9 protein-coding genes are annotated in these 13,402 nt (G+C 39.6%); 3 read left to right on the top strand and 6 right to left on the bottom strand.

The window, feature by feature from the left end:
• Positions 1-2: 2 nt before the first annotated feature.
• The 5 genes from H8744_RS03370 to folP all read right to left on the bottom strand — a co-directional run bounded on the left by H8744_RS03370 (position 3) and on the right by folP (position 7,327).
• Complete coding sequence (locus H8744_RS03370) at positions 3-3,380, bottom strand: TonB-dependent receptor (protein WP_262433505.1); 3,378 nt, start codon at positions 3,378-3,380, stop codon at positions 3-5.
• A 260-nt stretch (positions 3,381-3,640) separates the two neighbouring features.
• The gene (locus H8744_RS03375; RefSeq protein ID WP_262433506.1) at positions 3,641-4,636 is read right to left on the bottom strand and encodes a FecR family protein; all 996 of its coding nucleotides are present in this window, start codon (positions 4,634-4,636) and stop codon (positions 3,641-3,643) included.
• 429 nt (positions 4,637-5,065) lie between these two features.
• Positions 5,066-5,653: an RNA polymerase sigma factor gene (locus tag H8744_RS03380; protein WP_262433507.1), complete on the bottom strand. Its 588-nt coding sequence runs from the start codon at positions 5,651-5,653 to the stop codon at positions 5,066-5,068.
• A gap of 35 nt (positions 5,654-5,688) precedes the next feature.
• Positions 5,689-6,453: a diadenylate cyclase CdaA gene (gene cdaA / locus H8744_RS03385; RefSeq protein WP_262433508.1), complete on the bottom strand. Its 765-nt coding sequence runs from the start codon at positions 6,451-6,453 to the stop codon at positions 5,689-5,691.
• Positions 6,454-6,472: 19 nt separating this feature from the next.
• Positions 6,473-7,327: a dihydropteroate synthase gene (gene folP, locus H8744_RS03390; RefSeq protein ID WP_262433509.1), complete on the bottom strand. Its 855-nt coding sequence runs from the start codon at positions 7,325-7,327 to the stop codon at positions 6,473-6,475.
• A gap of 212 nt (positions 7,328-7,539) precedes the next feature.
• On the opposite strand from folP, the gene H8744_RS03395 reads away from it, so the two are divergent.
• The 3 genes from H8744_RS03395 to H8744_RS03405 all read left to right on the top strand — a co-directional run bounded on the left by H8744_RS03395 (position 7,540) and on the right by H8744_RS03405 (position 12,894).
• Positions 7,540-9,465: a tetratricopeptide repeat-containing sensor histidine kinase gene (locus tag H8744_RS03395; protein ID WP_262433510.1), complete on the top strand. Its 1,926-nt coding sequence runs from the start codon at positions 7,540-7,542 to the stop codon at positions 9,463-9,465.
• 12 nt (positions 9,466-9,477) lie between these two features.
• Positions 9,478-11,490: an ATP-binding protein gene (locus H8744_RS03400; RefSeq protein WP_262433511.1), complete on the top strand. Its 2,013-nt coding sequence runs from the start codon at positions 9,478-9,480 to the stop codon at positions 11,488-11,490.
• A 105-nt stretch (positions 11,491-11,595) separates the two neighbouring features.
• Positions 11,596-12,894, top strand: coding sequence for a UDP-N-acetylmuramoyl-tripeptide--D-alanyl-D-alanine ligase (locus H8744_RS03405; protein WP_262433512.1), 1,299 nt, complete (start codon positions 11,596-11,598; stop codon positions 12,892-12,894).
• A gap of 70 nt (positions 12,895-12,964) precedes the next feature.
• Here the strand turns inward: H8744_RS03405 and H8744_RS03410 are convergent, their stop codons facing one another.
• Positions 12,965-13,354 (bottom strand): VanZ family protein, encoded by a 390-nt coding sequence (locus H8744_RS03410; RefSeq protein WP_262433513.1) that lies wholly within the window; start codon positions 13,352-13,354, stop codon positions 12,965-12,967.
• Between the last annotated feature and the right edge of the window lie 48 nt (positions 13,355-13,402).

The following is a 13,402-nucleotide window of genomic DNA, read 5'->3' on the forward strand; positions in this document are numbered from 1 at the left end:
TATTATAATTTAAGCGTTAAACCAACATTTATCACTCTCATAGTCGGGTAATCAGCCCCATTTCCGGAAGTTATTTCCGGATCGATACCCGGTACATTGGTAATGGTAAACAAATTCTGTCCTGCCACATAGAATCTCAAGCTTTGGATGGATACCCTTTTCAACATGTTCTTCGGCAATGAATATCCTATTTCCAGGTTTCTCAGTTTAAGGTAACGGACATTATGTTTCCAGAAAGCGCTTTGCCAGTAATTACTGTGGCCGTTATTCCCGACCAGCAAAGTCGGATACTTACCGGGGATCAGCTCACTGTCCGCATCAAATATATCCGAGAGCCGCCAAGTGTCGCCCATATAGTATTGTGGATTATTACCACCATTATTGAATGGTATTCTTTGGATAAGTGTCTGATTCCATGTATTCATAGCTGCACCGGAAAAATCCAGTCCCAAATCGAAACCTTTCCATGCACATGAAACATTCAAGCCAAAGTTAAGAACCGGTGTCGAACCTTCTTTGTACCCGATAGGCCGTTGATCCATCGCATTGATCACACCGTCACCATTCTGGTCTACATACTTGATATCACCGGGACGCAAAGTAGTGTTACCTTTTTGGTCATTATCGATCGGCCAGTTCACTATTTCTTCCCAACTCTGGAATTGTCCGTCTGCTTCATAAGCCCAGTTGATGTCTCCGAAACGATGCCATTTCGAATTACGGTATTCATCCCAGGAATTACTATATTTCGGTTTATATTGTTCCCAATTATAGAAACGCGAATAGGTCATATTACCGGCAACCGAATAAGTAAAATCACGTACTTTGTCAGACCATCGGATCAAGAAGTCGTATCCCATGTGGACATTAGAGCCCAGATTCTCTCTTGGTCTTTCAAAACCGACTTCTTGTGGCAGCAAAGAATCATCGCGTGTAGCCGGAATTCCGGAACGGATCCGGCGGAAAAAGTCGAACGAACCGGATAAACGATTATTAAAGAAGGCCGCATCGAAACCGACGTCCAGGATTTTTGCTTTAATCCACGACAACGTAGTTACCGGCAAATTCCGCGGAGAAGTCCCCACCATGTAACTTCCATCGATTACCCCACCGCCACTGTTGTAATTATATCCGGACATGTAATCGAAAGGACTGTACAGCGGATTACCGTCTGCATCTTTCCCTAAATTATCATCACCCACCAAACCATAAGAACCACGTACTTTCAAATCATTGAAAACAGAAGCAAACCGGGCTTCTTTCCAAAATTTCTCTTCGGAGATTCTCCATCCGGCAGAGAAGGAAGGAAAGAATCCCCAACGGTGATGAGGCGGGAATTTCCAAGAACCGTCATAGCGAGCAGACAATTCGATCAGGTACTTATTGGCATAATCGTAATTGATACGCCCCATCCATCCCAAACGGGCTTCCGTATTGTTTCCCGTATCATCATATTTATCCATCGTATCAAAATAGACCAACTTCAAGGCATTCGAAGCCGGCACTGAATGCAACCAAGATTTCGGAGTATCTCTCTTAATGGCTTCAAAACCGATGATCGCATTAAGGGAGTGTGCATCGAACTTTTTCTTATAAGCGGCTTGAATATTGGATGTAAGCTCTTCCACATGGGCATTGGTGCGTTCCTGCCATGCACTGGTTCGTTCGGCCACGATGGGATAGGTATCGGTTTCTTCGTCATAACCGTATACATGGAAAGTACGTTCTTTATTATTCAGTAACTCATTGGCAAAGTAATAGCCAAAAAGCCCCTTAATAGTAAATCCTTTCATGATTTCATATTCAAGATTCAGGTTCAACTGAGCCATCCGCCAGGTATCCTCATACTTACCACAGTTTTCGAAGTTCAACAGACCGAAGTTTAAAGTATAGTCGGTTCCGGTCATAGTAGGATACTTAGGATTGTCATTTGCAAAAGGGCGACGTGTAGGCAGATTACGGTAGGTAGCCGTACGCGGTTTCTCATAATCATCCACTCCCGGCACTCCCGGATTCACCAATTGCTTAATACGCCCATTCATTGTCATACCTATCTTGAACCGATCGGTAATCTGCGACTCCACATTCATTTGGACATTATAGCGCTTCATTCCGCCAAAGTTCCGTATGGCTGATTCCTGGTTAGTATGTCCCACACTAAAATAATAATTGATCTTCTCTGAGCCACCGGAAACATTCGCATTTACATAGTATTGCGGGGCGGTCACCCATATATAATCGTACCAGTCGAAAGGTCTGTAATTCTTCTCCGTACCTTGCCTCCATTTAGCCAAGTCCTCCGGGGAGTAAGTGCGGGAAGCTTTATTTTGAATCGTTTCCGACTGAATGTAATTTTCCACATAGGTAACAGCATCGGCTGGCTTCGCCATACGGGAGACATGTTGCCAACCGTAATAAGTATTGAGCGTTACCGTATTTCTGGAATTCTTCGTACCCTTTTTGGTCGTTACCACAATCACCCCATTAGCTGCACGCACCCCATAAATAGAAGCAGAAGCATCCTTCAATACAGAAATAGATTCGATATCATTAAAATCTATATTATTGAACTGCCCCTCGTCTGTCTGCACACCATCGATCACGTAAAGGGGAGCCCCCATGTTACGTATCTGTAAAGTAGTGGTAGAGCCCGGTCGGCCATCCGTGTGCCTGTAATTAATACCTGCCACCTTGCTGACCAATGCACCGGAAGTGTTTACAGAAGAAGAACGGCTAAGTTCATCGGCACCTACGGACGCAATAGCACCTGTCAGTGTAGCTTTCTTCTGTGCCAAACCGAAACCCGTCACAACCACTTCGTTCAATAATTTGGAATCTTCGGACAACACCACTTTAAAGTCTGTTCTCCCCGAAGAGACTAGCACTTCCTTCGTTTCAAAACCGATATAGGAAATTTGCAACTGAGACTTTAGCGGAACATTTTTCAGTGTAAAATTCCCATCTATATCAGTTATCACACCGTTTGAAGTTCCTTTCACGATCACATTGGCTCCGATAACGGGTTCTCCATTATCATCAACAACATGCCCCGTAATATCCTGAAGTTTAACAGGCTGGGCAGGTAAAACATCAGATAGCACCACTTGGTTATTGGGTTTCACTAAATAGCTAAATGAAGCTTGCGCTGCAAGATCTTTCAAAACCTTGTCAATGCTACTATTCTGTGCGTCAAGAGACACGGACTTTTTAAGCCCCGCCAAATCATTGTTATAGAAAAAGCGATAATCGCTCACTTTCTCTATTTGCCGTATAACCTCTTTCAGAGGTTTGTCTTTCATGGAAAGTGTAATCTGTGCCGAAATGCCCAAACTACCGGATAAAAATATAAGAGTAAATAATAAATGCTTGATGTTACTCATTTTATAAGATTTTATTCATTATACGATAAAAAAATTGTAACTTTACAAGCTGAAAACCGGACATAGATATTCTCGTAAACTGCCTTCCGCCAGTCGTCAGAATAAGAGTGAATATTCATGTTTCGATTTAAGCTTAACTTGGGGTAGTCCTGACCTGTCAGGCTATCCTTTTTTAATGTGTTTGCATCTTCTTCCGTGTTTTATACCATATGTACCTCCTGTTTAAAAAATTACTACCCTGGTTAATTCTATATATTTAGTTACCTATTGTTCAGTTCAATCGTATCTCCCATCGTTTTGTATGTGATGGGCGAAGTAAGACTTATCAATTCAATAATATTGTCCAAACTATTATTACAAATCACTCCGGTAAAACGAAATTTCTTGATCTCGTCAGATTTGAATACGATCTGGACATTATACATTCTGTTTAGTATAACTGCTATTTCCTCGAGCGTTTCTCCACTGAATACCAGTTCATTATCCCGCCACATCTTCGCATAATTCGAGTTATCCAATTTGCGCACTGCTAGTTTTCCTGATTTGCGTCTCCAAATTGCCCCCTCGTTCGGAGAAAGGATAACATTGTATCTGCCTGCGGATACGCGAACAGAACCTGAAAATAAGGTCGCTATAATTCGGGCATCATCCTCATAGGCTTTGACATTGAATGTGGTACCTAAAGCTTCCACCTCCATATCATCGGTCTTCACAATGAAAGGATGCTCCTTATCTTTCGCTACCTCAAAAAATGCTTCTCCTACTAATGAAACCACCCGTTTACCCTCTCCGTAATCAGCATCATAACTTAACTTTGTATAAGAATTCAGCCAAACTTTTGTCCCATCGGGTAAGGTTACATTAGCCCGTTGCCCTTTATCCGTGTTTACCAGATATTCCTTGGCTATTTTGGACTTTCCGAAATATGAAGTATATACTCCACCTCCCAAAGCTCCGCCTAATATCAAAATAACAATTGCCGCATATCGTAAGAAGCGTCTGAAAAATGAAAGACCTTGTCTTTTGTTCTCCTTAGGAGCAACATGTATGCGGCTTTTAATTTGGGCAAACATACGTTGCTGAACGTCAGTCGATAGTTCCTTATCAGACCTCAACCATAGGCTATGATAGTAATCCATCAGTTGCTTACGACCGACAGAACTGTATAACCACTCCATCAGTTGCCGTTCTTCATCCACGGAAGTTTCACCCCGCATAAACCGCCCGAATAATACTATGTTGCTGTCTTTTTCCACGTGCTTTTAAAATGTATATCCATGGAGAACCCTATTCCCTTACATGGGGATAGAAAAGACGCACATATTTAACAACATTTAATAGTCCTTCAATTGAACCATGTCAACAATTTTCCATTCACGGCATCCTTATCCCGTGAGCAAGCCAAAGAAGTATATAATTGATAATCAACTAATAAAGAAAGAAATTTGGACATCGGTGACCAACGGCCTCTTCATCGGTGACCAACGTTCCCTTCATCGGTGACCAAGAGGGTGTTCATCGGTGAGGTCGGATGCCTTCAGTCGGGGGCTAAAAGCATGTAATAAAAAAAGAACTAAAGTATCGTTTCGATTATACACTATTCGCCCTAATTTCACACAATTTCCCCAACAGGATGATGTACTCGATATGACTTTTAATATATATGAAAAGCTTAAAACATACCCTTACATTTCGGAAGAAATAAAAAGGAGAGCTAGGACTGTGATTTCATCAGCCAGCTTCACTCGCAGGTATTGAAGGGCACGGTAAAGTTGCGTTTCTACCGTTTTTTCAGAAATCGACAGTTGCTTGGCAATTTCCTTGTTAGTGAGATGCTGTTTGCGGCTCAGGTAATAAATATTCCTTCTGGAAGGCGGCATTTGTTCTACCAGTTCATCCACATACTCCCTTAGGGATTCGGCATCTATTTTTGCTTCCAATTGCCCGTCAAAGTCTTGCTGATTACCTATATATTCAAGGAATCTTTCCGAGAGTAAACGCTTTTCACTCTCTTTATATACCATATTACGGGCTATTGTAAAAAGATACGATTCAAAGCTATCCTCAGGATTAATACTCTCACGACGTTCCCAGATTTTTAGAAAAACATTCTGGGTAAAATCCTCAGCAAGCGTTTTATCATAAAGAAGAGAATCAATGAAATGAAACACATGTGAATTATAACTCCAGAAAACAGTGTCAAAAGCCCCTTCATCACCGTTTTTTAAACGCTGAAGAACCTGTTTGCCTATTTTATCCGAAGAAGATTTCATGTATTCATAAATTATTACTCAGCTAATCGACAAAATCAATTTTCTTTTGTCAGCAACCTCTCCAGTTCTTCTGCATTGAGACGAAGATAGAATTGCCCCCGATAAGCCACAGAGATCGCTCCAGTTTCTTCTGAAACAATAATGGCATGAGCATCAGACTCCTGTGATATTCCCATTGCAGCCCTATGACGAAGCCCGAGTTCTTTCGGTATATCCAGATTGTGCGAGACGGGCAAGATGCATCCTGCTGCTTTTATCCGTTTCTTGCTGATCACCATTGCGCCATCGTGCAATGGGCTGTTTTTAAAAAATATATTTTCTATCAAACGCTGATTGACATCTGCATTGATAATTTCTCCCGTACGGACTACTTCATCAAGAGGAACATTATGTTCTATCACGATCAAGGCACCGACTTTCTGTTTACCCATGCTGATGCACGCCATGACAACGGGCATTATATCATCATGTTCCAATTTCTCTTTCCGTGTACCCGTAAAAAAACGTGCTAAAGCACTGACATGCCGGTGCGATCCAAGCGTCAATAAAAAACGGCGGATCTCATCCTGAAAAAGTACAATAAGCGCCAAGACTCCTACATTCATCAAAGTATTGAAAATAGAGCCCAACAGTTTCATCTCAAGTACCTGCGTCACTACTAACCAAATCAAGATAAATACCAAAATTCCGGTAAATACTTTGATAGAACCGGATGCTTTCATCAGCTTGTAGACATAGTATAGTAGGAAAGCAACCAGAAGAATGTCTATAAAATCTTTTATGCCAAATTCAAAAAACACAATATAGCTATTTACTATTTTATAAATTACAATCTGTAACTCTCTTCACAATCTTCACAGCCTCTACTGCCTCGCGAACGTCGTGTACACGAAGAATATCCGCCCCCTTCATCAAAGCGATGGTGTCAAGCACCGCTGTTCCGTTCAACGATTCCACTGGAGTGCCTCCCAAAAGCCGATATATCATCGACTTCCTCGAGACTCCTACCAACAATGGCAGTCCAAAGACAGAGAACTCCTCTAAATGAGCCATCAATTCATAATTATGTCCCAAAGTTTTTCCAAAGCCAAATCCCGGATCGATAATTATATCTTTAACACCTAAATCCCGTAGTTGTTGGATTTTTCTTGCAAAATATATGAAAATCTCCTTAAGTAAATTATCATAGTGCGGATTCTTATGCATCGTCTGAGGAGTTCCTTGCATATGCATCATGATATATGGAACACCTAAACGCGCTACAGTCTCGAACATTCCCGGATCCATTTCCCCTGCTGCAATGTCATTGATAATGGCAACTCCATGCTCCTTCACACACCATTCCGCTACTTCAGCCCGGAACGTATCGACAGAAATAACTGCGTCCGGATAGTCACGGTTCAGAATATCCAATCCAGTTTTCAAACGGCGAATTTCCTCCTTCGGAGAGATATTCTCGGCATCAGGACGAGAAGAATAAGCACCAATGTCTATAATTGAAGCTCCTTCTTCAAGGATTTGTGCGGCACGGTTAGCAATATCCTCTTCTGTCTGCATCCGGCTTCCGGCATAAAATGAATCAGGAGTAACATTCAGAATTCCCATAACCTGAGGAACAGAAAGATCAAGCAAATGCCCATTAACATTTAAATATTTATGCTTTGATGCGATCATTTGTATCTTTTATCGTTTAGATTGTTGCAAATGTAGAGAAAAAAAGCGAGCAACCACGTAAAATTGTTAGAAATAAACGTATATTTGCACTCACTCCTTATAATAATAGGCCGACTGTGATGAAGCACTTTCAACATACTATAATAATCAGGGTATCTTTATTGCTCTATATGTTATTGTTAAGTATTACAACAATAGCTCAAAATAACGAAATGAAAGACTTTAATGTTGACAGTACTCTTTACGTCTACTATCAGCAATGCAAAGGCTATATTCAATCGCCAATCGTTTTGACCATGTCCGATACGCTTTTCCAAATGGCAAAAAGCCAAAATGATCAAAGAATGCAAGCTGTAGCCCTCTGCACCAAACTCGACTTTTATTATTTCCACGCTCAAGAAGACAGTATAGTGTCATGGGTGGAACGAATCAAAGAGTTCGCATTAACTACTAATCAATCCAAATATTATTATTTTGCATGGGGAAAACGATTGATCTTGTACTATATTAAAAGTGGGAAAATCAATACAGCCCTTTATCAGTCGCAACTTATGCTGAAAGATGCCATAAAAAGAGACGATAAAGAAGGTATGGCATATTGTTACGATTGCATCGGTGATATCTATATAATCAAGAAACTGAATGAGCAAGCAATCAATGCCAAATTAAAAGCAGTTGAAATAATTGAAACATACAATCTGAATTCATATAATTTGTTCAGCAAACTTGCAACAATCGCAAAGCTTTATTCAGAACTGTCACAACCTCAAAAAGCAATTGAAACAATAGAGAAAGGAGAAAAGTATATTTATACAAGCCTCCATAAAGCAGATCAGAAACTAAGTTATGTTTATTACTATTTAGTACTGAAACAATATGATAAGGCACAGAAATACCTGAAAGAAGCAGAAGATATTCACGCTAAAGATAAAAGGTTAAAGCATCAAAGAAAAAACTTGTTGGATGCAGAAGAGTCCTACTACAGACACACCGGACAATTTCAAAAAGCACTAAAGATATTAGAATATCAAGAGAAAATAGTACAATCAATGGGAGAAGACCAGACTGAATTGGATGTTATGTTAAAAAGAGGAGACTTATACTACCAAATGGGACAAAAAGCCATTGCTGCCGATTATTTATATAATTACATTACATTATCAGACTCTGCCAATAACGTGAACGAACAATCGGCCGTCACCGAGTTTTCAACCATTTTAAACCTCGAAAAATTAAAAACCGAAAAAAAGGAACTTGAACTTAAATCTAAAGAAGAGCAACTTAAGTATAACCGGAACTTCATTATTCTTTTAGCAATTATTCTTTTTATCGTGGTCGTTCTCTTTTATAGGGAATATCACTTGAACAAACGGTTAAAAATATCCGAAAGACAGTTAGTTTTGAAAAATAAAAAGTTGACGGAATCGGAGGAAAACCTTCGAAAAGCAAGGGATAAAGCTGAAAAAGCCAGTGAAATGAAAACGTCTTTCATAAGAAATATGACACATGAAATACGAACACCGCTTAATTCCATCGTAGGATTTTCACAAATTATCGCCAGCCAGTTCAAGAAAGACGAAGATACGTATGAATTTGCCAATATCATTGGTGAGAACAGCGATAAATTACTGAAATTGATTGATGATGTTTTGAATATTTCCGATCTTGAATCGAGTGAAGAGCTAGTCTTAACATCTACCCGAATCAATAGTTGCTGCCAGAACAGTCTGGAAAGAGTTCGTCCATACATCCCTAAAAGTGTGACTCTTGAATTCCACCCGGCATATGATGACCTGACAATACAGACTGATGAAGAATGCATCTCCAAAATTCTTTTTAATCTGCTCCATAATGCTGCTAAATTCACTGAAAAAGGACAGATTATTTTAGCTTATACCTTATCGGAAAGCAAAGAAAAACTTGTTATAACAGTAACGGATACCGGCATAGGCATACCTGCCGACAAACAAGAAGAGGTCTTCGAACGGTTTACAAAAATAAGTAGTTTTTCACAAGGATGTGGTTTAGGATTACCCCTCAGCAAACTGTTGGCACAGAAGTTAGGTGGCGATCTTAGAATCGACAAGAATTACCTATCGGGATGCAGATTTGTACTGACACTCCCTATAAACACATAAATGGGCAAACAAATGTTACAATATATTTTCAATAAAGCAATATGTATTTTCATATTAACGGTGATATGCCTTTCACAATCTATTCATGCTGAACATTCTACAGAGCCTGACAGTATCATGATTGCTCTTTACAAAAGATGCAAATCAAACATCAAGCATCCGGTTGCATTAGAAATATGCGACACACTTTGCCTATTGGCTAAACAATCCAACAATAAGCATATGAAAATCATTGCACTCTGCGCCAAACTCGATTATTTTTACTATCAGAATGATAAAGCAAACATTCTGAAATATGTCAAAAAGGTCAAGCAGAAAAGCCGTGAGTACAACGAACTGAAATACTACTACTTTGCATGGGGAGACAGACTCATTACTTATTATCTCAAACAAAACCAGATAAATACAGCAATGTATGAAACAGAGAAAATGCTAAAAGCTGTACAAAACGACAATTACCCAAAAGGACTTGCGACTTGTTACCACTCATTGGCAAACATATACATCACTCAAGAAAACAATGCACTTGCTTATGAAAATTTCCGGAGAGAAATAGACATCCTAGAGAAAAATCATATGGATGACTTAAATCTTCCAACAGAATATGCAGCATTATCGCAATGCGCCATCCAAATTGGTCGCATCGATGAGGCAAAAGAAGCCTTAAACAAGGCACTACCATTAGCCAAAAGCATATATCAGAAATTTAATGTACAAAAAGCATACGCTTTGTTACATATCAAAACCAAAGAATTAGACAAAGCGCAAAAGGCGATCCAACAAATGGAAAAACTGGCAGATCAGCAAAAAGACCGATCGATCAACAATAACGCATACCGCAATGTCCTGACGCAATACTACTGTGCCACCAAACAATATCAGGCAGCTTTAGAAACCATACATCAAATTGCACAGGATTCTCTCGGCAATGCTTCTGAAGGATTGAATTACATTCTTACCAAACGACAGGGAGATATTTATTGGGAAATGAATAACATGCCACAGTCCGCACGGTTCTACCGCGATTACATCCAATCGACCGATTCAATAAGAAATATAACCATACAAAATTCAGCCAATGAGATTGCATCTCTATTAGGAATAGAAAGGCTGGAAAATGAAAAGAACCAGTTACTTTTACATATTCAGAAAGAAGAACTATTAGTCAATCGCATAGCTGTTCTCTCACTGAGCATTCTTCTGATAACAGGAGGAGTCTTTTTCATGCGTACTTACAAATTGAATAAGAAGTTAAGAAACTCAGAGAATACAGTAACCCGGCAATACCATAAACTGAAAGAGAAGGAAAAAGAACTGTGTATAGCCAAGGAAAGAGCAGAAAACGCCAGTATGATGAAAACAACATTCATACAAAACATGTCGCATGAAATACGTACACCACTAAACTCTATCGTAGGTTTTTCGCAAGTTCTGACCAGTTATTTTAAAGAAGATAATGAAACCAAAGAATTTGCTTCTATCATTGAGACAAGCAGTGTAAACTTGCTGCGATTAATAAATGACGTACTCGACATTTCCTACCTCGACGAGTCAGAAAAATTAGAATATAGCACAACTTCAGACATTAACGATAGCTGCCTGATAAGTATCGAACAGGCACAGTCATCGGTAAAACCGGGAATAAACCTTATATTTCACCCCGAACGCGATTCATTAATGATCAAAACCAATCCCGATCGAGTTTCACAAGTATTGACTCACCTATTACTCAATGCAGCAAAATTTACAACTGAAGGAAGTATAAGCCTTACTTACTCCTTAACACAAGATAATAAGTACATAAAATATACGGTTGAAGATACAGGCAAAGGAATCCCAGTAGAAAAACAAGAATTCGTATTCCAAAGATTTGCAAAGCTCGATAACTTTTCCCAAGGCACAGGATTAGGGCTTTCCATCTGTCGGATAATTGCGGAAAAAATGGGAGGCAATCTCACCATCGATAAAGAGTACATCCAAGGATGCCGGTTCATATTTACATTACCGCTTATACTTGCGGAATAAAAACACTTTATAGAAAAGCAGGGAAAGAAAAAGAGAAGTAGATTTCATACAGGATTCAGTATTAAACTTTATCTTTGTTGCCATCTTAATTTATAGAAGAAGAATATGAAACTTTCTGCTCTCTACCAGATATTTCTGGACTGTAATGAAGTGACCACTGACAGTCGCAACTGTCCTGACGGTTCCTTGTTTATCGCCCTCAAAGGGGAATCTTTCAATGGAAACGCATTTGCCCGACAAGCACTGAACGATGGCTGCGCTTTCGCAGTGATAGATGAATCCACTTATGCAGTGGAAGGAGACAAACGTTATATACTTGTCGACAACTGTTTGGAAACACTGCAACAATTGGCTAATTATCATCGTCGCCAATTAGGCACACGTATCATCGGAATTACTGGAACCAACGGAAAAACCACAACGAAAGAACTAATTTCCACTGTATTGTCACAATCCTACAATGTGCTTTACACGCAAGGGAACCTTAACAACCATATCGGTGTACCAACCACTTTGCTCCGTTTAAAAGCAGAACATGATCTGGCTGTCATCGAAATGGGAGCAAATCATCAAGGAGAAATCAGATTCCTTTGTAATATTGCCGAGCCCGATTATGGTATCATCACTAATGTAGGTAAAGCACACTTGGAAGGTTTTGGTTCCTTCGAAGGAGTAATAAAAACGAAAGGAGAGTTATACGATTTCCTTCGTAAGAAAGAAAACTCAACAGTGTTCATTCACAACGACAATTCCTATCTCATGAACATTGCTTCGGGGCTTAATCTGATCCGATACGGTAATGACAATGAACTTTATATAAATGGGAAAGTAACCGGTAATTCACCCTATCTTACTTTTGAATGGAAAGCAGGAAAAGACGGTGAATTTCACGATGTTGCTACACAGCTCATCGGAGAATATAACTTCCCCAATGCATTAGCGGCAGTCACTATTGGTCATTACTTTGGAGTAGAACCTAACGGTATAGACAAAGCACTTGCAGGATATGTTCCACAGAATAACAGATCACAACTTAAAAAGACAATTGACAATACTTTAATAATTGATGCCTACAATGCCAATCCCACCAGTATGATGGCAGCTCTGGAAAACTTCAGAAACATGCAGGTGCCACATAAAATGCTTATACTGGGAGATATGCGTGAGTTGGGGGCCGACAGCTTAATGGAACACCAAAGGATAGTCGATTTTATTAAAGAAAGCAACTTTGAGAAAGTTATAGTAGTGGGCGCTCAATTTGCTGCCGCACAACACTCCTTTACGACTTATCCGAATGCCCAAGCATTGATCCAAGCTTTACAAACGCAAAAGCCACAAAATTACACCATACTTATAAAAGGTTCCAACGGGATAAAATTAAGCTCTATCATAGATTACCTATAACAGCTTTTCATATAACTATTCGTGGTTGTACATAGCCACGAATAGTCGTAAAGCCACAGTTGCCAAAGTATTACTTTGTCAACATCTTTGGCCTAACGATAAAATAACCGATAAGGCTTGCTAGAACAGCGCCTGTCGTATTAGCCACAAAATCCCACCAATCTCCTCCACGATACGATGTGCAATACTCCTGTAAGAGTTCCACACATCCACTAAACAGTACAGGACAAAGAAAAGCTCCCACCCATGCATGCCATATAGGAGAAGAGCCGTCTCGATGAGCCCTTAGGAACTCCAACCATAACATACCTGACATTCCGAAATACATACACATGTGTACAACTTTATCTATATTAGGTATTTTGTTAAGTTCAGTTGAAGGCGGCTTAAAGAATGATAAATAGATAACCGCCAGAATGATTACCAACGACAAAGGATATTTCTTAATATAATAAAGCATATCTAAATAAATTACAGGTGAGTGGCAAATATACAGAACATTTTCTAT

The sequence above is a fragment of the Jilunia laotingensis genome (assembly GCF_014385165.1).
GTDB lineage: Bacteria > Bacteroidota > Bacteroidia > Bacteroidales > Bacteroidaceae > Bacteroides > Bacteroides laotingensis.